The organism is Pararhizobium sp. P1_E7 (genome assembly GCF_056405855.1).
The window spans coordinates 1-24714 of sequence record NZ_JBFUBH010000003.1 but is presented as its reverse complement, the minus strand read 5'-3'; the positions used below and the strand labels follow the sequence as shown (position 1 = coordinate 24714).

The 24714-nt window shown below is 59.7% G+C and carries 20 protein-coding genes and 2 pseudogenes; 7 read left to right on the top strand and 15 right to left on the bottom strand.

Annotated features, from left to right (window positions below; translation table 11 throughout):
* Window positions 1–207 precede the first annotated feature (207 nt).
* On the top strand, window positions 208–1995 hold the full coding sequence (locus AC1D17_RS04815; RefSeq protein ID WP_477564286.1) for an APC family permease: 1788 nt from the start codon (window positions 208–210) through the stop codon (window positions 1993–1995).
* A 141-nt stretch (window positions 1996–2136) separates the two neighbouring features.
* On the opposite strand, the gene AC1D17_RS04810 is transcribed toward AC1D17_RS04815, so the two are convergent.
* Together AC1D17_RS04810 and pcaQ are read right to left on the bottom strand one after the other, a co-directional pair.
* Complete coding sequence (locus AC1D17_RS04810) at window positions 2137–4074, bottom strand: adenylate/guanylate cyclase domain-containing protein (protein WP_477564285.1); 1938 nt, start codon at window positions 4072–4074, stop codon at window positions 2137–2139.
* 122 nt (window positions 4075–4196) lie between these two features.
* Entirely contained in the window at window positions 4197–5144 is a 948-nt protein-coding gene (gene pcaQ / locus AC1D17_RS04805) for a pca operon transcription factor PcaQ (RefSeq protein ID WP_477564284.1), read from the bottom strand.
* Between the two features lie 93 nt (window positions 5145–5237).
* Between pcaQ and pcaD the strand changes: the two genes are divergently transcribed.
* From pcaD to AC1D17_RS04780, 5 genes are read left to right on the top strand one after another with little or no spacing between them, the layout of a single operon-like run.
* On the top strand, window positions 5238–6050 hold the full coding sequence (pcaD, locus tag AC1D17_RS04800) for a 3-oxoadipate enol-lactonase (protein ID WP_477564283.1): 813 nt from the start codon (window positions 5238–5240) through the stop codon (window positions 6048–6050).
* The gene (pcaC, locus tag AC1D17_RS04795; protein WP_477564282.1) at window positions 6043–6447 is read left to right on the top strand and encodes a 4-carboxymuconolactone decarboxylase; all 405 of its coding nucleotides are present in this window, start codon (window positions 6043–6045) and stop codon (window positions 6445–6447) included. The genes pcaD and pcaC overlap by 8 nt, the downstream gene beginning before the upstream one ends.
* Before the next feature lie 11 nt (window positions 6448–6458).
* The gene (pcaH, locus tag AC1D17_RS04790) at window positions 6459–7208 is read left to right on the top strand and encodes a protocatechuate 3,4-dioxygenase subunit beta (protein WP_477564281.1); all 750 of its coding nucleotides are present in this window, start codon (window positions 6459–6461) and stop codon (window positions 7206–7208) included.
* Window positions 7208–7822, top strand: a complete 615-nt coding sequence (pcaG, locus tag AC1D17_RS04785; protein ID WP_477564280.1) for a protocatechuate 3,4-dioxygenase subunit alpha — start codon at window positions 7208–7210, stop codon at window positions 7820–7822. Before pcaH ends, pcaG begins: the two co-directional genes overlap by 1 nt.
* A 12-nt stretch (window positions 7823–7834) precedes the next feature.
* Complete coding sequence (locus AC1D17_RS04780) at window positions 7835–8887, top strand: 3-carboxy-cis,cis-muconate cycloisomerase (protein WP_477564279.1); 1053 nt, start codon at window positions 7835–7837, stop codon at window positions 8885–8887.
* 197 nt (window positions 8888–9084) lie between these two features.
* Here the strand turns inward: AC1D17_RS04780 and AC1D17_RS04775 are convergent, their stop codons facing one another.
* The 9 genes from AC1D17_RS04775 to minC all read right to left on the bottom strand — a co-directional run bounded on the left by AC1D17_RS04775 (window position 9085) and on the right by minC (window position 19008).
* Complete coding sequence (locus tag AC1D17_RS04775) at window positions 9085–11016, bottom strand: DEAD/DEAH box helicase (RefSeq protein WP_477564278.1); 1932 nt, start codon at window positions 11014–11016, stop codon at window positions 9085–9087.
* Window positions 11017–11274: 258 nt separating this feature from the next.
* A complete protein-coding gene (locus AC1D17_RS04770) occupies window positions 11275–12636 on the bottom strand; it encodes a TadE/TadG family type IV pilus assembly protein (RefSeq protein WP_477564495.1) in 1362 nt (453 codons plus the stop codon).
* Window positions 12637–13541: 905 nt separating this feature from the next.
* Window positions 13542–14726: a hypothetical protein gene (locus AC1D17_RS04765; protein WP_477564277.1), complete on the bottom strand. Its 1185-nt coding sequence runs from the start codon at window positions 14724–14726 to the stop codon at window positions 13542–13544.
* Between the two features lie 527 nt (window positions 14727–15253).
* A complete protein-coding gene (locus tag AC1D17_RS04760; protein ID WP_477564276.1) occupies window positions 15254–15991 on the bottom strand; it encodes an SDR family NAD(P)-dependent oxidoreductase in 738 nt (245 codons plus the stop codon).
* A gap of 96 nt (window positions 15992–16087) precedes the next feature.
* A complete protein-coding gene (locus AC1D17_RS04755) occupies window positions 16088–16483 on the bottom strand; it encodes an Ohr family peroxiredoxin (RefSeq protein ID WP_477564275.1) in 396 nt (131 codons plus the stop codon).
* A 104-nt stretch (window positions 16484–16587) separates the two neighbouring features.
* The gene (locus AC1D17_RS04750; RefSeq protein WP_477564274.1) at window positions 16588–16902 is read right to left on the bottom strand and encodes a hypothetical protein; all 315 of its coding nucleotides are present in this window, start codon (window positions 16900–16902) and stop codon (window positions 16588–16590) included.
* Between the two features lie 264 nt (window positions 16903–17166).
* Window positions 17167–17430, bottom strand: coding sequence for a cell division topological specificity factor MinE (gene minE, locus AC1D17_RS04745; protein ID WP_056331628.1), 264 nt, complete (start codon window positions 17428–17430; stop codon window positions 17167–17169).
* On the bottom strand, window positions 17427–18242 hold the full coding sequence (gene minD / locus AC1D17_RS04740; RefSeq protein WP_112839848.1) for a septum site-determining protein MinD: 816 nt from the start codon (window positions 18240–18242) through the stop codon (window positions 17427–17429). The genes minE and minD overlap by 4 nt, the downstream gene beginning before the upstream one ends.
* Window positions 18243–18273: 31 nt before the next feature.
* Window positions 18274–19008, bottom strand: a complete 735-nt coding sequence (gene minC, locus AC1D17_RS04735; RefSeq protein ID WP_477564494.1) for a septum site-determining protein MinC — start codon at window positions 19006–19008, stop codon at window positions 18274–18276.
* Window positions 19009–19640: 632 nt separating this feature from the next.
* Between minC and AC1D17_RS04730 the strand changes: the two genes are divergently transcribed.
* Window positions 19641–21347: an adenylate/guanylate cyclase domain-containing protein gene (locus tag AC1D17_RS04730; protein WP_477564273.1), complete on the top strand. Its 1707-nt coding sequence runs from the start codon at window positions 19641–19643 to the stop codon at window positions 21345–21347.
* A 207-nt stretch (window positions 21348–21554) separates the two neighbouring features.
* Here AC1D17_RS04730 and iolB read toward each other — a convergent pair whose 3' ends face one another.
* The 4 genes and pseudogenes from iolB to AC1D17_RS04710 form a co-directional block, all read right to left on the bottom strand.
* Complete coding sequence (gene iolB / locus AC1D17_RS04725; protein WP_477564272.1) at window positions 21555–22367, bottom strand: 5-deoxy-glucuronate isomerase; 813 nt, start codon at window positions 22365–22367, stop codon at window positions 21555–21557.
* A gap of 61 nt (window positions 22368–22428) precedes the next feature.
* Window positions 22429–24270: a 3D-(3,5/4)-trihydroxycyclohexane-1,2-dione acylhydrolase (decyclizing) gene (gene iolD / locus AC1D17_RS04720; RefSeq protein ID WP_477564271.1), complete on the bottom strand. Its 1842-nt coding sequence runs from the start codon at window positions 24268–24270 to the stop codon at window positions 22429–22431.
* A 1-nt stretch (window position 24271) separates the two neighbouring features.
* Window positions 24272–24466, bottom strand: a pseudogene (locus tag AC1D17_RS04715) (2-deoxy-5-keto-D-gluconate 6-phosphate aldolase domain-containing protein); the annotation flags it as partial.
* A gap of 33 nt (window positions 24467–24499) precedes the next feature.
* Window positions 24500–24714: pseudogene (locus AC1D17_RS04710) on the bottom strand (integrase core domain-containing protein); the annotation flags it as partial.

Here is a 24714-nt window from a genome sequence, read left to right as displayed (position 1 = left end):
GGAGGCGGCCGAAAGTAAAGAGAGACTTGACCCAGAAGAAAAAAAATTCACTATGAAGATAAGTTGCGGTCGCGAAATTGAAACGGGAACAGATGGCGACACTGCGAAAACGCAGGCGCCATCCAGCGAAGATACCGCAGCGATAACCATCATAAAGGGGATGCGCGGAAACGCGCTTCAAGACAAAACTGGTCGAGGAGACTGTTTATGGCATCAATCGTTGAGACCGAGGGATCGGCCGCTGCCTCAGGCACCGGGCTGATTCGCGCGTTGGACTGGAAAGGGGCATTTTGGGTCGCCGCCGGCGTACCGCCGCTGGTGCTCTTCTCCATCGGCGGCATCGCAGGCACGACAGGCAAGCTCGCCTTCGTGGTCTGGATCATTTCCATGGTCATGGGGTTCCTGCAATCCTTTACCTATGCCGAAATCGCCGGCATGTTCGGCAACAAATCGGGCGGCGCATCGATCTATGGCGCAACCGCCTGGCTGCGTTATTCGAAATTCATCGCGCCCCTGTCGGTGTGGTGCAACTGGTTCGCCTGGTCGCCGGTGCTGTCGCTCGGCTGCGCCATCGCCGCAGGCTATATCCTCAACGCCCTGTTCCCCATTCCCGGTGCCGACTCCCCGGCCGTGATGGAGTGGATCAATGCCAATATGGCAACGCTGACGGCCGATAGCCCGCGCGTGGCCGAATGGCTCGCCGCCAATGCCGGCAAGACGTCACAGGACGGCATCTCCGCGCTGCTTTCGACCGATGCCATCGCCGCCCTCACCCCGGCGATCCGCAGCTGGTCGCTGATCACTTTCGACATTCCGTTTCTTGCAACGGCAAACCTGAACGCCACTTTCTTCATCGGCGGCATCCTGATGCTGATCATCTTCGCGATCCAGCATCGTGGCATTCAGGGCACGGCGAGCGTGCAGAAATGGCTCGCCATCATCGTCCTGTTGCCGCTCCTGATTATCGGTCTCTACCCGATCTTCTCCGGCCAGATCGACAGCGCCAATGTCACCAGCCTCGTGCCGCCGACAGCTGGTTACTCCGGTGTCGACGGCCTCTGGAGCAATGGCGGCTGGACGCTGTTTCTCGGCGGTCTCTATATCGCCGCCTGGTCGACCTACGGGTTCGAGACGGCTGTCTGCTACACCCGCGAACTGAAGAACCCGAAGACCGATACGTTCAAGGCGATCTTCTATTCCGGCCTGCTTTGCTGCCTGTTCTTCTTCCTCATTCCCTTCACCTTCCAGGGCGTTCTCGGCCATGCGGGCATGCTCGCACCCGGTATCGTCGATGGCACCGGCGTTGCGGAAGCCTTGGCAAGCCTCGTTCATGGCGGCAGGATCATCACGCAGATCCTCGTCATCCTGATGATCATGGCGCTGTTCCTCGCCATCATGACTGCAATGGCCGGTTCGTCGCGTACCCTCTACCAGGGCTCGAAGGACGGCTGGCTGCCGAAGTATCTCGATCACGTCAACGAGCACGGCGCTCCGACCCGCGCCATGTGGACCGACTTCGCCTTCAACCTCATCCTGCTCGCCATCGCCTCCGACGTGGCCGGCTACTTCTTCGTGCTGGCCGTATCCAATGTCGGCTACATCATCTTCAACTTCCTCAACCTCAATGCCGGCTGGATCCATCGCATGGACTCAAGCCACGTCCAGCGCCCCTGGAAAGCCCCGACCTGGCTGATCGGCCTCAATACGGTTCTTGCCTTCGTCAACGCGCTGTTCCTCGGCGCCGGCGCCAAGGTCTGGGGCTACTCCAACGCGCTCTGGATCGGCTTCATCTTCGCCGCTCTCATCCTGCCGGTCTTTGCCTATCGTCACTATGTGCGTGACGGCGGCAAGTTCCCGGCAGGCGCGATGGAAGACCTTGGCCTCGTCGGCCAGGATCTGGGCGTCAAGAAAGCCGGTATCCTGCCCTACATGGCACTCGCCGCCGGCCTTGCCGTCGTTCTGGCCGCAAACGCCTACTTCCAGCTGCCGGCCTGACCGGTCTGGTGCAGTCATCTTCGACAGGGTCCGCGCATCGGCAGGTGCGCGGACTTTTGCGTTGCGGGCCGATCTCTGGCGCGAACACCGCCACCAGGCGACCGGGCGTCAGGTCCGCTCCACAGAAACCACGGTTTCGGTTCAGTTGGTCTTCTCGCCGATAACCTCGTAGAGTTCCAGCGCGGTCGCCCTGCCCTTGACCTGCGCCTGGCCGAGCGGGTGAAAGATGATCGCGTCGCCGCACAATGCGACCACCGCGCTGCTCGCCATGATCGCCGTGCCATAGACCTTGTTGATACCTTCGAGGCGCGAGGCAACGTTCACGGTGTCGCCCATCGCCGTATATTGCAGCCGCTCCCTTGCCCCGACGCTGCCGACAACCGCCGCGCCGGTATGGATGCCGAACCGGGTGCGCAATTCCGGCAGGCCCCGCGCCTTCAGATCGGCATTGAACACTTGAAGTTTTCTTTCGACCGCAAGCGCACAGCGGCAGGCATTTTCCGCATGGTGTTCGTCTGCCACCGGCGCGTTCCACATGGCAAACACCGAGTCTCCGAGAAACTGGATGATCTCGCCGCCATGGGCGCTGACGGTGTCGTTGAAGATGTCGAAATAGTCGGACAACAGCGCAACAACTTCCTCCGGCGTGCGCTGCTCGCTCAGCGTGGTGAAGTCGTAGATATCGGTAAACCACGCCGTCACCTCCTGCCGGCGCGCGCCTCTGCCCGCAAACTGACCAGATTCAATGCCCTTGCGCACCAGTTCCTTCGGCACGTAGAGCGCAAAAGTGAAGATTGCATCGCGCGCGCGGTTCATCGCCCGCCCGAGCGTCGATATCTCGGTGACGTGCGAGGCGACCTGGCTCGGCGCGGTAAAGTCGAGATCCTGCAGCCGGTTTGCGCTGGCAGTCAACTGGCCAAGTGACTGCGTGACCAGCCGCGCCATGAACAATGCGGCAAGCAGCCCGAAGATGACGATGGCGCCTGCAATGGCGAGCCCCTGATAAAGGTTGCGATTTGCCGTTGCCGTCAGCTCGTCCAGAGGTGCAGCCACCACGGTGCGATGTCCGGAAAGCAGGAGAACCGACGTCACCGAGGACGCCATGATGACGTAGGTGCGCCCGCCGATATCGGCGAAACTCACGCCATTGTCCATTGGCAGGTTGGCCTTGATGCCGGCGAGCAACGGATCGACAGATCTTGAAACATCCAGTTCGCCTTTTTCCTTCAGCACTGCCATATCTGCCATCAGCCGGCCATCGGAATGCATGATCGGTTTTCCGGCCGCGTCCATCACGAAGGCGACCGTTTCCGGGGTCAGACGTTCACGCGCCATGAATTCGGTGATCGTACCAAGGTCGATATCCGCGCCGATGACGATACCGCCATTGCCGCGGTGAGCCTGCGAGATGCTTATGCCAAGAGCGCCGGTCGTCGCCATCGTATAAGGCCCGATCGCTGCCGGCATCGTGCCGTTGACCGCAGCCTGATACCAGGGACGCTTCCTCGGATCGAACCCGGTAGGCAGGAGACGCCGCTCCAATATCTGATTACCGTCCTTGTCGAGGAAGATCAGGCGGTTGCTTGGCTCGCCCGCCGGCTCCATTTGCATCGAGCGAACCGCCATCGCCGCCATTTCCGGCGCATCGAGAGCCGCGCGCCACGCCGGCGCTCTGAGGTCGACAGCCTGAATGAAAGCTCCGTCCGGATAGCCGGCAAAAATGCCGTCCAGATTGGAGGATTGGGCGATGATCTCACGCAGCAGCTTGATCTTGTCGCTCATGCGCTCCGGCGGCGGCACAAGAATGGAATTGGCGATCGAGGCCGTGAACCCCACCAGCGCCGTCGTGCGCCCGGAAAGAATGCCCAGACGATCGATCAGACGATCGGAAAAGGCACGCATTTCGACCTCGGCATTGACGATGGCCGCATCGCGCGCCCGCACGTAGCCGAAACCGACCAGCGTGCCCGAAACGGCGATCAACAGGGCTGCCATCGCAAGGCCCAGCAGCGACCTCAATGACCTGGTCCAGACCTTGGACTGGCCTTTTGCAGCAGGTGCAATCGATATTTCCGTCATGCTTTGCCTCTGCCCCGAAAACGTCAATGGAATCCAAAACCTGGAGTTGAATAGAGATTATCACCGGGTGGTAATTTCGTACAGTAAGCCACCAAGCCTCAGTTGACGACAGCGGTGCTACACTATGGCCGTCCTGCACTGTTCGCGGACATCGGAGAAACCTCGGCGGCCGCCTCCCGTATCGTCTGCATCAGCATGGCCAGAGGTAGAGAGGGAATGGCGTTGGCACGCATGGTCAGGCCCACGGGGCCTTTCGTCTCGCTGGTATCGATCGGCAACACCGCGAGCGTACCGTCCTCGATATCGCCGGCCACTACACCGGTTGAAATGATCCAGATGGCATCGCTCGCCCGCACAAAGGCCCGCCCGAAAGAATCCGAGACGGTTTCGATCTGGTTCGGCAGGCTGGCAATACCGTTGGCAATCAGAAAACGTTCGACGAAGGGCCGGATGATCGAGGCGCGCGTCGGCATCAGCACGGGATAGACGCCGAGATTGTCGAATACCGACTGTTTTGCCGAAAGCAGCGGGTGCCCTGCCCGCACCACGAAAACGACCTGCTCGGAATAGAGATGCTCGAAGGAAAACCCCGTCATCTGCTCGGGCGCTGCCAATCTTCCGACGACCAGATCGAGATCGCCGACCCGCAATTGCTCCAGAAGCACCGCATTCTCGCCGGTGACGATCTTGATCCGGCTGCCGGTTTCCTCCTTCAGGAAATTCACCATGGCCCGCGGCATGATCCGTGTCGAAACGGTGGGAAGCGCGCCGACCCTGACCGGCGGCCCGTCGCCGGACCGCTCCTGCGATACGGAATCGAGCCCTTGCCGCAGTGCCGTCAGCGCCGCCCCCGCATGCCGCAGGAAAGCCTCGCCGTAGCGGGTGATCTTGATCCCGCGGCCGTCGCGCTCGAAGACGGAAACCCCCAGAACCTCTTCCAGTTCGCGGATGGTCTTGGTCACCGCCGGCTGGCTGACATGCAAAAGGCCGGCCGCCTTCATCACGCTCTTCTGGCGGGCAACCTCGACAAAGGTCTGTAAATGGCGGAATTTCACACGAGCGTCGATCATGGCAATTCATAACTCATGAGTTAATGATAGGCAATAAAATGTCATTTTACCGAACCAGATTAAAGTTCCAATCTGGTTTTGAGGAGAATTCCAGTGCAGTTTGCCCGTATCAACGACATCACCATTCATTACCAGGTCATTGGTGCTGCCAACGACAAGCCGGTGCTGGTCTTTGCCAATTCGCTCGGCACCGATTTCCGCATCTGGCGCGACGTCATCGTCAGGTTCGCCGGCGATTTCGCCATGGTTCTCTATGACAAGCGCGGCCATGGCCTCTCCGATGTCGGAGACATGCCCTATTCGATGGACCTGCATGTCGCCGATCTCGCCGGCCTTCTCGATCTGTTGTCGGTCAAGCAGGCAGTCATCTGCGGTCTTTCGGTCGGCGGCCTGATCGCGCAGGGCCTTTATGCCGCACGGCCGGATCTGGTGCGGGCACTCGCCCTCTGCGACACCGCCCCCAAGATCGGCACGGCAGACTTGTGGGACACCCGCATCGCCGCGATCGAAGAGAATGGCATAGCCGGCATTACCGACGGCATTCTCGAACGCTGGTTCACCCCCGCCTTCCGAAGGCCGGAAAACAACGCCTATCACGGCTATCGCAACATGCTCATCCGCCAACCGGTGACCGGTTATGCCGGCACCTGCGCTGCGATCCGCGATGCCGATTTTACCGAAGCGGCCAAGCGCATCGCCGTCCCAACGATCTGCATCGTCGGCGATCAGGACGGCTCGACGCCGCCGGATGTCGTCCTGTCTATGGCCAGGCTCATCCCCGACGCCCGCTACGAAGTCATCCGCGATGCCGGCCATATCCCGTGCGTCGAGCAACCGGAGGCGCTGACCGCCGTGCTGCGCGCCTTTATCGATATCGTCCTGTCTGGAGAAAAAGCCCATGAGTGACGCCGCAGTTTCCACCGAACGTTACCGTCAGGGCCTGATCACCCGCCGGGCCGTGCTGGGCGACCAGCATGTCGATCGGGCGCAATCGGCGACCACCGATTTCGACCAGCCGTTTCAGGAGTTGATCACCGAAGCCGCATGGGGCAACCTCTGGTCACGGCCGGCCTGGACGAAACGCGAGCGTTCGATGGTCACCATCGCCCTGCTTGCCGCCCTTGGCCATGACGAGGAATTGGCGATGCATGTGCGTGCCACCGCCAATACCGGCGCCAGCCGCGAGGATATCGGCGAAGCGCTGTTGCATGTGGCAATCTATGCCGGCGTCCCCGCCGCCAACCGCGCGATCAAGATCGCCAAACAGGTTTTCGAACAGATGGACGCCGAAAAGGCGGCGTGAGGCAGAACGACATGTCTGATCTTTCCAACAGAAAACCCGAGACCGGCGCCTTCTTCCAGCGTGACCGCGCCTGGCACGCCCCGGCCCTGACGCCCGGCTACAAGACCTCGGTGCTACGCTCGCCGCAAAAGGCGCTGCTGTCGCTCGACGGCACGCTTTCCGAGATCACCGGCCCGGTCTTCGGCCATTCCCTGCTCGGCGAGCTCGACAATGACCTCATCCATAACTTCGCCAAACCGGGCGAAAGCGCCATCGGCGAACGCATCATCGTCCATGGCCGCGTACTCGACGAACGCGGGCGGCCGGTTCCCGGCGCGCTGCTGGAATTCTGGCAGGCCAATGCCGGCGGACGCTACCGCCACAAAAAAGAAAGCTATCTTGCACCGCTCGATCCGAATTTCGGCGGTTGCGGCCGAACCATCACCGATGAGGACGGCGCCTATCGCTTCCGCACCGTCAAGCCCGGCCCCTACCCCTGGCCGAACGGCGTCAACGACTGGCGCCCGGCCCATATCCATTTCTCGATCTTCGGCCATGGTTTCGCCCAGCGGCTGATCACCCAGATGTATTTCGAAGGCGATCCGATGATCTGGAAATGTCCGATTGCCACGACCATTCCCGACAAAAGCGCTATCGAACAGCTGATCGCACCGCTCGATTGGGCCAATACCATCCCCATGGATGCCCGCGCCTACAAGTTCGATATTGTGTTGCGCGGCCGCCGCTCGACGCTGTTTGAAAACCGGATGGAGGGCAACTGATGGTCCAGGATCTCGGCTACCTGAAGGAATCCCCGTCGCAGACCGCCGGCCCTTACGTCCATATCGGCTGCACGCCGAACTTCGCCGGCATTACCGGCGTCTACGACACCGACCTCGGCACCTCGATGGTCAACGACAAGACGCTCGGCGAACGCATCACCATCAAAGGCCGGGTGATCGACGGCGCCGGCGTCCCCTTGAAGGACGCGCTCGTCGAAATCTGGCAAGCGGATGCGGCCGGCCTCTACAATAGCCCTTCGGAACTGCGCGGCACCGCCGACCCCAATTTTACCGGCTGGGGCCGCTGCCCAACCGGCGCCGACGACGGCATCTTCACGTTTGAGACCATCAAGCCCGGACGTGCGCCCTTCAAGGACGGGCGGAAAATGGCGCCGCACATCACCTTCTGGATCGTCGCCCGCGGCATCAATATCGGCCTGCACACCCGCATGTATTTTGCCGACGAGGCGAAAGCCAACAGCGAAGACCCGCTGCTTGCCCGCATCGAGCACCGCCACCGCGTCGCGACACTGGTCGCGCAGCGCGACGGATTGGTCTATACTTTCGATATCCATTTGCAGGGTGAGAAGGAAACCGTGTTCCTCGATATATAGGCCCAGACAGACATGACCGCCTCCGTCTTCGATCATCCGTTTCTCTCGGGCCTGTTGGGCGACGAGGAAATTGCCGCCTTCTTCTCGGCGGAAGCGGATATCCGCGCCATGCTGTCGTTCGAGGCAGCACTGGCGAAGGCACAAGCGACGCATGGCGTCGTCGCGGAGGCGGCTGCAACACGCATCGCCGACGTCTGCAGTAACTTTCTGCCCGATGTTCTGGCCCTGCGGCGCGCGACGGCAACGGACGGCGTGGTCGTCCCCGGCCTTGTCCGCCAGTTGCGCAAGGCGATCGGTGGAGATGCTGCCGAAAAGCTGCATTTCGGTGCCACCAGCCAGGATGTCATCGACACCAGCCTGATGCTGCGCCTGACATCGGTTTGCCGGCTCCTGTGCGGCCGTTTGAGCGGCCTTCTCTCCGCTTTCGAGCAGATCGACCGGAAATGGGGTTCAAACGCGTTGATGGCGCAAACGCGTATGCAGGCTGCCATCGCCATCCGGGTTTCGGATCGCGTCACCGCGTGGAGTGCACCGCTCGCCAGCTACCAGGACCGTCTGGAGCGCATGGACGTCGTGTCTTTTCCAGTGCAATTCGGAGGCGCAGCAGGCACTCTCGAAAAGCTGGGCGGCAAGGCCAGCGCCGTGCGCGCGTCCCTTGCCGAATATCTCGGTCTCGCCGATCATCCACAATGGCAAAGCCAGCGCACAACGGTCGCCGACCTCGCCCACATCCTGTCGCTGATATCGGGCAGCCTTGGAAAATTCGGCCAGGACATTGCCCTGCTTGCCCAGGCCGGTGCCGAAATCGAACTTTCCGGCGGCGGCGCATCCTCGGCCATGCCGCACAAGCAGAATCCGGTCGCTGCTGAAGCCCTCGTGTCCCTCGCCCGCTTCAATGCCGTCCAGCTTTCCGGCATCCATCAGTCGATGGTGCACGAACAGGAACGGTCGGGGGCTGCGTGGACACTCGAATGGATGATCCTGCCGCAGATGGTCATTGCCTGTGGCGCGAGTACGCGGCTGGCTTCAGTGCTTGTGGGTCAGATCGAGCGGCTTGGCAATTGAAAGAATAGTCGCGGCTAGGCAGGAGTGGCAATTCCGATGCCGGGCGGCCACCCTCATCCGCCCTGTCGGGCACCCTCTCCCTGCATGCGGGGAGAAGGTTAGGGTGAAGGTCGCTGTAGCACTTTAAATCTGCTGCCGATTTAAGGAATTATGCAGCAGATCGGAGCTGGATTTGAAATATACCCAGCCGCCAAGCCTCAGTTCGACTTGTTCTTGAACGGCTTGCGCTTGGCGCCTTCCGTTCCGGACTTGTCAAACTTCGGCTTGTCGAATTTCGGCTTATCGAACTTCGGCTTGTCGAAGCCGGGCTTGCCGGCCTTCTTCGTCCAAGGCTTGCTGTCGGTCTTTTCAGCCGGGCGATGATCGGCACTTGCGGCATCGGGCTTGCCGTCGAACTTGCGCTTCGGCTTGCCTTCGCCCTTCCAGTCGGCCTGCTTTGCCGGGTAAGGCTTCTTGCCGGCAAACCCGCCGCGCGAGCCGCCGGACAGATCCGGCATGCCGTCGAGCTGCGTCACGACAATGCCCTTTTCGAGCGCCCGCTTCGGCCCGATTGCCTCGACGAAACGATCCACCCAGCCGCGAGCGATCTCGACATAGGTCTCTTCGGTCTGCATCTTGATCGCGCCGATTTCCTGCTTGGTGATGCGGCCGATGCGGCACAGCATCGGGATCAGCCAGCGCGGCTCGACATTCTGCTTGCGGCCGGCCGAAAGCGAGAACCAGACACTGTCGCCGAAATCGCCACGTGGGGCCCTCGGTTCGCCGCGTTCCGGGCGGTCGCCACGGTCGGGACGATCACCCGACGGGGTGTAGGACGGGGTATCCATCAGATCTTCCGGCGCCGAACGCCCGGCGCGCGCCTGCCTGAGGAAAGCCGCAGCCACCTGTTCGGCACCGTGCTTTTCCAAGAGTTCGCGGATGAAATCGGCCTCGTCCGGCGTAATCGCTTCGGTGAGCGCCGGGTCGGCCAGAACCCGCTCGTCGTCGCGGCGGCTCACCTCGTCGGCCGATGGCGGCCGGCCCCAGTCGGCGTTGATGTTTGCGTCGCGCAGCAGGCGCTCGGCCTTGCGGCGCGCGCTGTTGGGGACGATCAACGCACTGACGCCCTTGCGCCCAGCACGGCCGGTGCGCCCGCTCCGGTGCAGCAGCGTGTCGGGATTGGTCGGCAGATCGGCGTGGATAACCAGCTCGAGGCCCGGCAGATCGATGCCGCGCGCGGCAACGTCGGTGGCGATGCAGACGCGGGCGCGTCCATCGCGCATCGCCTGCAGCGCATGGGTGCGCTCGTTCTGGCTGAGTTCGCCGGACATGGCGACGACCGAAAAGCCACGATTGTTGAAGCGCGCGGTCAGATGATTGACGGCAGCACGCGTCGAGCAGAACACCAGCGCGTTCTTCGCCTCGTAAAAGCGCAGTACATTGATAATCGCGTTTTCGCGGTCGGACGGCGCAACCGTCAGCGCCCGGTATTCGATGTCGAGATGCTGCTTCTGCTCGGCCTGCGTGGTGATGCGGACGGCATCGCGCTGGTAGCTTTTTGCCAGATTGGCGATCGAGCGCGGCACGGTCGCCGAAAACATCAGGGTGCGGCGTTCGGACGGCGCTGCCTCAAGAATGAATTCGAGGTCTTCGCGGAAACCGAGGTCGAGCATCTCGTCGGCTTCGTCGAGAACGACGGCCTTCAGCGCCGACATGTCGAGACCGCTGCGGCGGATATGGTCGCAGAGACGGCCGGGCGTTCCGACAACGATATGGGCGCCGCGATCGAGCGCGCGCCGTTCGCTGCGCATGTCCATGCCGCCAACACAGGAGGCAACCGTTGCGCCGGTCAGTTCATAGAGCCATTCCAGCTCGCGCTTGACCTGCAGTGCCAGTTCGCGGGTCGGAGCGACGGCGAGCGCCAGCGGCGCGCCTGCCTGGCCGAAACGGTCCTTGCCGTCGAGCAGGGTGGAAGCGAGCGCCAGGCCGAAGGCGACGGTCTTTCCCGATCCGGTCTGCGCCGAGACCAGCGCGTCCCTGCCTTCGAGTTCAGGGCCCAAAACAGCCTTCTGAACCGGCGTCAACTCGGAATAACCGCGCTTGCTCAATGCCTGAGCGATCGCCGGAGCGATGCCGTCTAACTCTACCATATGTTTATCTTTCGGAATTCGGATGTCGTGCGCTCCTCGATGGATGAGGGTAAGCGCAGTCCCCGCGGCCGGCACGTCGCCAGCCAATACATGCGCGCCCTCATACTGCGCCTGAGGCCAATTGTACAGAGTGTCACAATGCTGCACTGCAAAAACGCTGAGGAACGGCGTTGGAAAACGGCGATGGAATGCAGAACGGCCATGCTGTCCCCAAAGGATGCATGGCCGTTCGTTAATGCTGCGGATCGCTGCTACGGCTCAGCCGGTCAACCGCGGCGTCCGCACGACCTTGTTGAACAGCGTCTTCATCGCCGTCTCGATCCCTTCCGTCGGGCTCACCTCGAAATAGAAGCCCGGGGATGCACAGGCCTGCATCCGCGTCCCGATTTCAGACTGGAAGGGTTTGATCCAGCTATTGTACCAATTGTTGTTCGGCAGCGGCAGATAGGTCGTATAGAGGACGGCTATCTTGATGCCGCGGTCCTTCAAGGCCTGACAATAGGTAATGTCGATCGGCTCCTGACAGCGTGTACCGGTAAGCTTCTTCGTGCAGGTCTTCGGCTTGTTGCTGTCGCCCACACCGTCGGAAACGAAGAACACGACTTTCTCAGGATTGGCCGACGTCGTCCCGTTGCCCGGCGCGCTGATTTCCGCACTGATTTTCGTCAACGCACTGTCGAAGCTCGTCTGCTGGTCGTTGTTGTATCCCTGATAGGGAATGCTCATCAGCTTGATGTTCTGAGTGCCGGTTCTCACCTTGGAAAGATCGGCCGACAGGTCCGCCACCTTGAGCAGCTTCACGTCCTGTGCCGTTTCCCCGAATGTATAGGCGGCCATGCGGAATTGATTGGAGTAGCTCTGCTGGCGTTCAGCCTCATCCGTCAGAGCCTTGACGGCCTTCGCGACAACGTCGATCCGGATGGCGACGCCTTTCGCCTTGGCGACGAAATAATTGCTGGTCGTATCTATGACGCCTTTTTCCGAGACAATATGGCAGGCAAATGCGCAATTCCTGGAACCGGAATCCGCGACACTCTTCGTTGCCAGTATCATCTTGTCGACATCAGCGGGTGTCGCGGCCACCCCCATGGACGGCGTGTTGTCGAGCAGCATGTAGAAATCCATGAAGGACTGCGATTGGAACACCGCTTTGGCAGACCCGGCAACCGTGATGCTCTGCTTGCCGATGATGCGCAGGAAGGATGTTTTCAACGTTGCCTGATAGGTCAGCTGGGCGTTGATATCCTTGCCGTTCTTGGTGACCTTTGCCTGAACGAGATCGAGCTTCATATCCTCGGCCTCGACCTTTTCCTTCTCGATACCCGCTTCCTGCAGCGCGCTTTTTTTGGCTTCGGCTTGGGCATTGAAAAGCGCTACCGCCTCCGCCTCGCTGAGCGGCACAGGCCCATCCGAGGTCATGCCGACTGCCTGCGCGACGCCTGCAGATTTTTCCGCGATCGATCCAAGCACCGCGGCATCGGCGGCATTCTGCAAACGTGATTTGAGTTCCATGGCGCGGCTGAAATCCACCGCCATGCCGGCACAGCCAAGAATAGGAACGATGGCGATGGCCCCCATGATGGCAAAATTGCCCGTCCGGTCGGCAAACAGCTTCTTCAATAGGCGCACTGTGATCCCCCTGTCTCCACAACCTGCATGATCTGGAGCCGATGTATTCCCTCAGGGGGCGGACAGTAGGGGCGAAACTCTAAACGGGGGTAAAGCGCCGTAGTTAATCGAAACGTAATTCAAGCAACCGTTATTTTAGTGAAAAAAGCGAAACGCACCTATTGAGTGCAAAGCAACATCGATATTTAACCTATGCGCTATTGGTTCGAAACCGGGAAACAATACCGGGAAATGCAGAATACACGTAAAAATACAAATAAAACTAAATAGAACAACCGTAGATTGACGATCTGATCTTGGCACTTATAAGGCGGTGCGTCTGGCATCGGTCACTCGGCAGTTGGAACGACCGCGTCTGCCGAATTACCGATTTTAGATCAGCATTGCCTTTGGTTCTGAGGTCGGTCGGATTTCTCGAGGCCAGACTTGTGCGAGGGCGAATCCAGACTTGCGCGACGACAGTCACGGGTTGATGTGACGATGAACAAAAATGGTGGGCCCGGAGGTTGTCGTAGTCTTGGCCGAGATCAAAGGCTTAAGAGCCCCCCCTAAAATGCGTCATTGTTTTCATTTCGCTATTTCAATCGCCCCCCTCACCGTTGGCAGACCACACGCGGGAGGCAAGATTACCCGATTGGAGATATCCGGTACGCTTCGAGAGGCCCAAAGAGCCGCAGGCCATCCCCCAGGCGTGAGAGATGGCCACGCTCAGACGTTCGAGTGCGGATCGAAGGTCTGAGGGAACGATCGGCAATATGCCTTTCGCCAAGCTGCCCCTGTCCCGTCTGAAATCGGCTGTCGTCTCCCGCCGCTGCCAGTACATCCGTGGTCACCCGCGCGAGGACTTGAGAGTTTGTCACGGTTCGAAGGCGTCCTGGTCCTTTGCTGTTTTCAGGTCACGCCCAGTAGGCGTAGTTGAGCTCGACATTGATCGTCGATCCGTTGGCGACCTGCTGGGAAAATTCGCCGCTGATCACAACGTTGCCATCGGTGAAAGCGACGCTATTGACGGCAATATCATGCGAGTAGCCAGTCAGTTGTTCAGTGCCGCTGGAGTTCGAATCGGCGCCAACTGTATTCCAACCGGTGCCGCCTTCGACGGTAACCGTCAGGCTTTCATTTTTTGCATTCAGATCGGCAGAACCCCAGATCGTAACGGTGCCGCTGTAGTTCGACCCCTCCTCGATGGCAAAGTTCTCGGTGAAACCCCGACCCTGCTCGGATGAATCGGTTTTGGCAAAGCTGAAGGTGTCTTCCTCATGATACAGATCAGCGGTGCCGACGATCGAGAAACTGAGCTTACCCGTATCCGACAGGCCGCCGCTGTCCGTGGCAGTATACGCTATTTCAAAGCTCTCGGTTTCACCCAGCTTGAGGTGATCAAAGGCGGAAGAATTGCGATCCACGGAGATCTGATGGGTGTCCGCGTCATAGGTGACGCCGGCGGGTAGCGAGTCGATTGCGAAGGTCAGTGCGCCCTGATCGTGGTCGTCCGTCACCAGATCGTCCAGATCGACGACGGAAACAAAGTCACCGCTGGCCTTGCTGCCATCCGGGTTGGCGGCTGTCTCGGAAAGGCTGCCGAAATCGAAGTCAGAAGCCACAGGCGCCAGATTGGGCGGCGGCGGATTATCCCAATTCGCGTCGTAATCCGCAGGCAAATCGTGGTTGACGTCGGTCAGATATTCGCGGCTGTGGTACTGCCCGTTCTTGCCGGAGTCTTTCCAGGTCGAGGTTGCCTGGCCGCTCATGAAATCGGCGAGGTTGAAAGTGTGCGTCTTGGAAACCCCATCGACAAGATAAGTCACCGTCACCTTTGGGGCAGGCGTGCCGGCAATGTCGGCGATAGCGCCAGTCTTGGACTGCGCGGCGGTAAAGACGTCGCCGAGGGTAAACGAACCAGCCTCGATGGCCGAACGCAGAGCGACGGCTTCATTGACGGCCATGCCGTCCTTGTGGGCATCAAAGGCCAAGTTTTCCGATAGGGAGAGGACCTCCCCGGTCAGCCAGGCGTCATAGGCTTTTGACAGCGTCGCTTGCGAAGCGATGCTGCCGGACATATTGAAAACGGTATCAGTCATAATTCCCCCCAAATGCCATCTGATAAGGCAAACTCAAATTTAGTATTTAAAATGTATTTAGCGACGATTTTAATCATCGTCGGTACTGTGTTGCTTTGCTCACGCCAGGTGAGCGCAATCCCTTTCTTAGTCTGACCTCCCAAGAGTTGTTAATTGTTTGTTAATCTAAATTAGTCGAGAGATTTCGCGCACGCAACTAGAAAAACCCGACGCATACACTTCGATATATTCATGATTAATAATATTAAGGTGGATCAAATCGCCATCCATAATATTGTGAATGTCTAGGCCGCTGCTTACGCACTCAACTGCCCACGGCATCCGCAAGCTGCCAGCTACCCTCGCTGCAAACGGCGGCGCAACGACGCACGAACTGATGGCTCAGTTCGGTGGTCAACGACGCAGCAGGCTGAGGTCTACACCAAGGGCGCCGATCGGGTCCGCCTCGGAAAGAAGTGATCTTGCGTTCATCCTTTTCCCTGGTGGCGTCGCGGCGAATGTGTCGGGTGGTACACCCGCCGCCTCGATTAAATTTGGGCTAGCCCGCCGTCGACGAAGAGCTCGATGCCGGTAACATAGCTGCTGTCGTCGGAAGCCAGGAAGACGGCGGCCTTGGCGAGATCGTCCGGCGTGCCCAAGCGGCCTAGCGGCACGTTCTCCTTCATCGCATCGCGTACGCTCTTGTCGACAAGACCTGAAAGGCCTGGCGTTTGTGTGTTGCCAGGGCTCAGCACGTTAATTCGGATCGCACGTCCCTTCAGATCGACAATCCAGCTACGGGCAAACGAACGGACCGCCGCTTTGGTCGCGTTATAGACGGAAAAGGCCGGCAGGCCCTTTATGGATGCAACCGACCCCGTCAGGATCACCGAGGAGCCTGCCGATAGCAGCGGAAGCGCCTTCTGCACCGTAAAGAGAACACCGCGAACATTCGTATTGAAGGTTTTGTCGAAGTGCTCTTCGGTGATCTCGCCGAGTGGCCCGAATTCATACATGCCAGCATTTGCAAGGAGGATATCGATACGACCGGCCTTTGCCTTTACGACCTCGTAGATCCGGTCGATATCGGCGAGTTTGGAGGCATCGGCCTGAATTGCCGTAGCGTGTTCTCCAATCTCCTCGACGGCCTTGTCGAGTTCCGACTGGCGACGACCGGTAATGAAAACCTGTGCGCCTTCCTCCACGAAGCGCTTTGCGACGCCAAGCCCGATGCCGGCGCTGCCGCCTGTGATGACTGCTACCTTACCTGCAAGCTTCGTTGTCATTGTTCCGTTCCTTTAAAATACGCCGTGAGACTTAAGCCTCTCGCGTGCGATTGGATGGTCGGGTCTGCCTGGACAGGCGGCCCCGACGGGAATCGTTCAGATGAGGTTTGTCGCAACATTGACGTGGCCGTGCGTCGCCTTGGAGTACGGGCAGATGGTGTGCGCGGCGTCGAGCAATTCGCGCGCAACGACAGGATCGATGCCGGGTACGCTGACATTGAGCCGAGCGCTGAGAAAGTAATTGCCCTCATTGGAGTTCAAATCGATCTCTGCATCGACCGATGTTCCGGCCGGCAGCTTGATCTGCCGCTCCGTTGCGGCAAGCTCTATCGCGCCCATGTAGCAGGCTGACCAGGCGGCGCCGAAGAGGTGTTCCGCAGCGGGATGCGGCTGCTTGAGCTTGAGGTCCAATTGACCGTCGCTGCTGCGCGTACCGCCGTCGCGGCCGTTGGTGTTGTGTGTCTTTCCAGTAAAGAGAACCTTGGAGGTCATAGCGAATTTCCCTTAGTTGCTGATTGAGCGTCTGCACCTCGGTGCTTGCCCAATGAGATACTTCGGCTTGGCCGGAACCGCACGTTATGCATTGTTAGACGTTGTTAGGTGACACGCGCGACGACCGAAAACCGCATGCGGAAATCACCGGCGAGGTCAAGGCGCCGGTCCAGACCGAACGCTCCTTTCGGGTTAGCGGCCGAGTGCTTGAGAGAAAGGCGGAGGTGGGATCGCATGTCAGAGCCGGCGACATCCTTGCGCGGCTCAACGACACGGAACAACAGGCGGATGTAAGCGTGGCCCGCGCCGCCGTGGGGTCGGCTCAGGCCGTCCTCGCGCAGAGGATACTGGCTTTCAACCGGGCAAGGACGCTCCTGCAGTCGGGAGCTGTTCCGCTGTCGATCCTTGACGATGCGCAACAGGAGCTGCTGAGCGCGGAGGCTGGGTAGGCCCACCCCTGGCAGGGTAGACCTACGGACGACGAACCCGCCGCGCAGGAAGCTTGCCTGCGCGCGGCCTCGTCATCTTCCTGGGCACGCCACACTCGTTCCGGGAGGAGAATTGTGATGGACGCATACATCGCTGCCCTGACGGGCCTGGCCCGCGCCACCTTATCCCGGCAATCGTGGACAGGCTTTTGAAGACGTAGGGCCAGCAGGAATTTGTCGTTGTGAAGGCGGCTCTTAGGCCGCCTTCCTTTCCGCATCATGGGGGATTTCGACGTCGACGAAAAGTGTGGACACCGGGATGCCCCGTTCTAATTTCACGCTGACCTTATCGGCGTCGACTTCCATATGCTTGGAAATCGCGCGGAGTATTTCGTCGCGCAACTTTGTTACGAGTTCGGAATCGCCCGTGGAGGCGCGGTCATGCGCCAGAAGGACTTGAAGTCGCTCGCGCGCGGCCGCTCCGGATTGCTGCCGGGAAAACATTCGGAGGAGATTCATGCAGCTCTCCTACCGAAAATTTTCCCAAACAAGCCTCGCTTGTCTCCGGGGATAACGACCGGCAACGCCTCGCCGTTGAGTCGACGGGCAGCCTCGAAGTACGCGATTGCCGGAGCGCTACGACCGTCAGCCAAGGTGACGGGAGAGCCCACGTTAGATGCCCGCAGCACGTCCATGCTCTCCGGAATAATCCCAAGAAGCGGGATCGAAAGGATTTCCAGCACGTCATCGACCTTCAGCATATCCCCTCGTTCGGCGCGCGCGGAATCGTAACGGGTCAGAAGGAGGTGTTTCTCCATCGTCTCGCCATTCTCCGCCTTCAACGTCTTCGAATCCAACAGGCCGATGATGCGATCCGAGTCACGAACCGAAGAAACCTCCGGATTGGTGACGACGATGGCCACATCCGCGTGGCGCATGGCTAACGTTGCTCCGCGTTCGATGCCCGCCGGACTGTCGCAGATCACCCAGTCAAAAGCATTCTTGAGTGCCGTGATGACTTTCTCCACGCCCTCGGGCGTCAAATTGTCCTTGTCGCGGGTCTGTGACGCCGGAAGTAGGAACAGTGTTTCCACGCGCTTGTCTCGGATCAGGGCCTGCGTGAGTTTCGCTTCACCCTGGATGACGTTCACCAGATCGTACACGACACGCCGTTCCGCACCCATGACGAGATCGAGATTGCGTAGGCCGACGTCGAAATCCACAACCACGACCTTCGCGCCGTTCTGCGCGAGCGCGGCACCCAACGCGGCCGTGGACGTCGTTTTGCCGACGCCGCCTTTGCCAGACGTAACGACTATGACCTTGCCCATATCATCTCCATTTTTTTCCAAACTCATCGATTTAGATCACCGCGGCCACTTTTATGGTTTCGCCCTCAAGCCAGATCTGAACTGCTTTCCCGCGCAAACTTGGCTCAAGATCCTCGGCCGTCAGATAGAAGCCATCAATCGCGATTAGCTCCGCCTCCAACTTCCTGCAAAAGATTCGTGCCGTGGAATTGCCCATAGTCCCCGCCATGGCGCGGCCCCTTAAGGCCCCATAGATATGGATAGAGCCGCCCGCGACCACCTCGGAGCCAGACGCCACCGAACCAACGATAGTGACATCCCCTTCCGCATGGTGAAGCGACTGGCCCGAGCGAATAGGCTGGCTTACGACCACGGATGAATTAGCGCGTGGTGGTGCGGAGACCGTAAGTGCAAGATTTGCCGCTGCCGCCTGGGCAGAGGACTCTTCGACGGCGGGTATTTCGACGTCGGAAGTACCTTTCCCGTCGGTCAACGCGGGCGGCAGATCGGGAGTAAGCAAAGAAGCTTTCGCGCCCTCGATGCCCATGATGCGGACTTTTCTCGTGGCAAGCTTGGCCACGAGATCTCGAAGCTCGTCTTGCCCGATGTCGAGGTTAGTCAAGTCGAGTACGATTGGTTTCCGAAGGAAGAAACCAGCCGATCGGGCCGCGAGATTATCCAGCTGGACCAGCCAATCATCGACCGGCATCTCGGGGTTCAAGGCAAGTGCGAGGAACGATCGTCCCTTAAGACGGATTGGGCGAGGTTGGGTTAACACATCATTCAACTTTGTTAATTTTGCGTTGCATGGCTGTAGCGAGGGAATGGTTAACAAGGAGTTAACGGCATGTTGGGTAACCACCCAAAGTCACCCAGATAGCTTGCGCGAGGATGGAGCGAGAGGGGCATGCGGATGTCCGCAGGATTGATCGACACGCTCTGAGGTGGTCCCTCGCCCGATAGCGATGGCCTGCGGAGATTGGAGTCACGACCAGGGAAAGAGGCGGTCTTGGCGTGTCGATTGGATGACCGCAAATCGTGTCCGGAGGCAGTATTGTCCAAAAATCGTGGCGTCTCAATCGGAAGGGGGCCGGAAGGAGACTGGCCGTATCTGGAGAGTTAGCCAGACATGCAGACTTAGCGCAGTTGCAGTTCGGGTCTCCCCCGGAACGACATTTCGCGAACAGAACTGGGCACTTCCGCCGCAGCCCCCGCTCGCCGCCCGTCATCAGACGTTCAAGAACCGCCCGCTTTCCGTGGATACTCATTTCCGAGTCGTCCACCTCGACGCCGTCGGTTACAAAGAAGGATGACGGCTCGACGGAGGTAGAGATCGCCTGGACATTACCTCTTACCACTTGTTGACTCACCCGCGGTTGAACAATAACTTGCTAATTCGGTCGTTAGGCTTGTCCTCACATGACGGATCGATCTCTTCAACGTCGCCTTGCCGCCATCGTCGTTGCCGATGTGGTGGGATATTCACGCCTGATGGAGGCTGATGAAGCCGCCACGCTGGCGAGCCTCAGGGAACTCCGTTCTGGCGTTATCGAGCCGGCTGTGATGCGTCACAACGGTCGCATCTTCAAGGTCATGGGCGACGGATTCTTAATCGAATTCGGTAGCGCGGTGGATGCGGTCGCAGCAGCGTTGGAAATGCAACGGGCCACCACTGCTGTTGAGGCTTCCGGAGACCGGCGCCTGCTTTTGCGTGTCGGCGTCAATCTGGGAGATGTCATTGACGACGGTTCAGACGTCCTCGGCGACGGCGTCAATGTCGCGGCGCGCCTCGAGACGCAGGCCGCACCGGGAGGTATCTGCATTTCAGCCAAAGTTCACGGCGAGATCGTCGGCAAGATCGGCGACCGGTTCTTTGATGCAGGCGAACGCTACCTAAAGAACCTGACCCGCCCGGTCCACGTGTGGCATTGGCCGGATGCGCTGCAGAGCATGTTGCCGCTGCCCGAATGTCCCTCGATCGCTGTATTGCCGTTCACGAATATGAGTGGGGATGAAGCGGACGCGCCTTTCGTCGACGGCTTGACCGAAGACCTGATCACCGACCTTTCCCGTACGGCTGGCCTGTTCGTCATCGCGCGCAATTCCGTGTACGGCTACAAGGGCAAGCCGGTCGACATACGGCTGGTCGCCCAGGAACTCGGCGTCCGCTACGTCCTGGAGGGGAGCGCCAGACGCGCAATGGGCCGTGTCCGCATCAATGCCCAATTGATCGACGCACTTGGTGGCCAGCACTTGTGGGCCGACCGGTTTGACAGGACGATGGAAGATGTTTTCGAATTACAGGATGAAGTTAACGCCAAGATTGTTGAAGCCCTCGTCGGCCGGCTGACCATCCCGAAGCAGCGCAATCGGCCGAAGAACTTTGAGGCGTACGATCTGTGTGTACGCGCCCGCCGCCTGACGGAAGAGTCGCCGCAAACTGAGCGTGAGGCCTATATGCTGCTCCAACGCGCGGTTAAGCTCGAGCCATCATATGCCGAGGCGCTCGGTCTGCTCGCGTATAACCGTTGGCTTGCCTGGACTCATTTCGGCGAGCCCGAAGATCCTAACCGTCGGATGGCGGCGACGTTCGCGCAGAAGGCGGTCAAACTAGATCCCAACGATGCCGGCTGCCGTTACGTTCTGGGGACCATTTTGGCTTATGAGCGGCGATGGGAGGAATCGGAGACCGCCTTCGCCAAGGCCCTGGAGCTGGACCCCAACCACGCCGACACCTGGGCCGCCATGTCGGACATATCCGTGCTGGACGGCAGGGTTGCCGACGGACTAGCGCAGATCGAAAAAGCTCTACGGCTCAATCCCTATCCAACCTGCTGGTATCTTTGTCATCTTGGGCAGGCGCAATACGCCGCGCGTGACTATGAGGCGGCAACCGCTACACTCCGCAGGGAAGACACGTATCGTACCAACTCACGCAAATTCCTGGCTGCTACGCTTGCGCAATTGGGCCACCGTGAGGAGGCGCGGCGAGAAGCAGAATTGTTCCTGATCGCCCACCCTCATTTCACGATCGGCCACTGGCTCAGCTCCCAGCCGCTGCGCGATGCATCTGTACGAGACCACTTTGTCGACGGCTTCCGAAAGGCCGGCCTGCCGGAGATGTGACAGCGGGTGGGGACAATCGCGACGCGTTGAAGGCCTTGATCAACGGCTATGCGCTGCGCGAGAACGGCGGCCTGGAACGTAGTGCCAAGCTTCTTCAGACGCTCCACAAACGCATCACCCAGCCCGAGTCTCGCATGACTTTTCCGCTGGACCGCCTGGCATCATGGTGGCCAATGCATATCCCCTCACATTCCAAATTTGCGGTTCTCACTCTTTGCTGTCACGCTCCATGATCCACTTTACCGAAGGATCGGCAACAAAGCGCCATTTGCGCAGCGGACCGGCCATCACATTGAGATAGTACATCTCGAAGCCATAAGGCGCACCGCAGGGGTGGTGACCGCGCGGCACCAGAACGACGTCACCGTCCCTGACCGCCATGGTTTCGTTCAGTAGGCCATCATCCGTATAAACCCGCTGGATGCCAAATCCATCGGCCGGATTCAGGCGGTGGTAGTAGGTTTCTTCCAGATAAGTGATCCGAGGGAAATCATCTTCGTCGTGACGGTGGGACGGGTAGCTCGACCAATGCCCCGCCGGCGTGAATACTTCCGTGACCAAAAGGCTGTCGCAATAATCGTCATTCTCCATAGCAATATTGTTGATGTAGCGCGTGTTGGTACCTTTGCCGCGCTCGGTAAGTGTGATGCCGTGGGGCCCAATGCGGCGAGCTTCGTAGCCACTTTTGCCGGGTGCCGCGCAGACGGCGATGGTGCAGTCGGTCACGGCCAAAGCTTCCCAGTTTTCGCCATTCGGCACGTATAGGCAATGTGGCGGCGCTTTTTCGAAGACGTTCATTCGTTCCCCCAGGATGCCCCAGTCCTTCCCGGCAGCTTCGAACGCGACCTTGCCCTCAACCACCACAAGGATCACTTCATTCGTGCCGGTCGCTTCACCGACTTTGTCGCCTTCGCGCAGCCGATAAAGCGAAAGCCCAACATAGCGCCAGCCGGCCGATTGAGGGGTAATCTCATGGATCTTGCCATGAGTTCCAAAGGGTTTGCGTAGCAGATCGGACATAGGGTTTCTTCCCTCATTGAACTCGCCGCAGCCGCAGACCGCAGCGGGGCTATAAGCAATCTCAGTTGAGGAGGTTCTGTCGCGCCTGGTTCTCGACATAGCGCGACCGGGCATCCGCGATTTTGTCGGTCCGACCGATCTCTGGAACTGTGACGTCCCACCAATGGCCGCCTCCTGCTTCTCCGGGACCATGCGTAGCGTCGGTGTCGATGACGATGACCGTTGGTTGGTTGCGGGCGCGCGCAGCGACAATCTTGAGCTCCAGATCGGCAATACCCGTGGCGCGCTCGGCATGAGCTCCCATCGAAGCTGCATGGGAGACGAAGTCGATCTCCGGCTGCTCTTCGATATTGCAGTCCTTGTACATGTTGTTGAACTCTTCCCCGCCGCAGCCGATCTGCAAACGATTGATGCAGCCATAGCCGCGGTTGTCGGTGAGGACGACCGTGAACGGCACGCGCCGCATGACTGCAGTTGCAAGCTCGGCGTTGGCCATCATGTAGGAACCATCGCCGACGAAGCAGATGACTTCCTTTTCGGGCAGAGCAAGCTTGATGCCCATCGCCCCGGCCACTTCGTAACCCATGCAAGAATAGCCGTATTCCATGTGGTACCCACCTTGGGCTGGTTGCCAGAGCAATTTTAGAGCGCCAGGCATAGTGCCGGCGGCGCACATCGCTATGGTCTTCTCGGTGGATATGCGCTGAACGGCCCCGATGACCTGCGCATCCGTCGGTCGATAGCCTTCCGGTTTTTCACCAGGAGCAGCACAATGGGCATCGACACGAGCCAACCATTCGACACGAGACTTCGAGTCGAATGCCGAAGCCTTATAGTCCTGGAGCGATGCGGAAAGTTTTCCCAGTGTGACGCGAGCATCTGCAACGAGCCCGACAGCACCATGCTTGCCGGCATCATAGGCCTGTACATTGATTGAGAGGAGTCTACGACCCGGTTGCCGGAACAGGGACCAGGAACCGGTGGTAAAATCTTGGAAACGGGTACCGACACCAATGACAACATCCGCACTTTCGCAAAGTGCATTGGCGGCGGCGGATCCATCGACACCTGCCGCACCGAAGTTCATCGGATGTGCCTGCGCCAACGCCGACTTACCGGCCTGCGTCTCGACGACGGGAATGCCATGGCGCGTTGCAAATTCACCCAGCACCCCTTCGGCCTCCGAATAGATCACACCGCCACCGCAGACGATCACCGGGTTTTTCGCAGACCTAATGATATCTACAACCCTCTCGAGTTCTCGAGCATCCGGCTCGGGTCGGCGGATTGTCCACACGGTCGGTTCGAAGAAGTTCTCCGGCCAATCATAGGCTTCGGCTTGCACGTCCTGGCAAAAGGCAAGCGTGACCGGCCCACAGATAGCAGGATCGGTCATGACGCGCAGTGCCCGCGGCAGCGCGCTCAGCAACTGCTCCGGTCGCATGATCCGGTCAAAATAGCGACTGACGGGCCGGAAGCAGTCGTTTGCTGAGACCGTTCCATCCTCGAAATCCTCGATTTGCTGGAGCACAGGATCCGGACGGCGATTGGCGAAGACATCGCCGGGGATGAAAAGAACCGGCAGGCGGTTGACATGGGCCAGGGCCGCCGCCGTCACCATGTTGGTGGCGCCGGGACCAATAGATGAGGTAACCGCCTGGGCACGCTTGCGCTTGCTTGCCTTTGCATAGGCGATTGCAGCATGGGCCATGGTCTGCTCGTTTTGCCCCCGCCAGGTCGGCAACGCTTTGCCGATACCTTGCAGCGCCTCGCCAAGACCGGCGACATTGCCGTGACCAAAGATGGCCCACATCCCCTCGATGAAACGATCGCCTTCTTCGGTCATCTGCACCGAAAGCCAGCGAACCATGGCCTGCGCGGCCGTCAACCGGATCGTCGTCATATCAATTCTCCTTTGCAGCTTTGCGCGCCGCGTCCCAAATCTCGCAAAGCCGGGTGTAGCGTCGTGCCATCTCCGCCACGGCAGTTTCGTCCTCGATCTCGCCGGTTAACCAGGAGCGCGCCACCTCGCCGAAGATGGTGCGGCCAACAGCAAATCCCTTCACCAGATCGTAAGAAGCCGCCACCTCGAAGGAGCTGGTCTGCCCCCATCGGGTGATCCGGGTTTAATGTTAGTGCATGCTGGGTTTGACCGCCACTGCTGGCGTTGAAGCTGGGCCGTTCTGACGCGCGGCCACACGGTGGCTTCAGGTGCCGGTGGCTTGTAGTTCAGTGACGAGTGCGGACGCACGGTGTTGTAGTGTCGCCGCCAGCCCTCGATGATGATCTTCGCTTCCTTGAGCGTGTAGAAGATTTCTCCGTTGAGCAGTTCGTCCCTGAGCTTCGA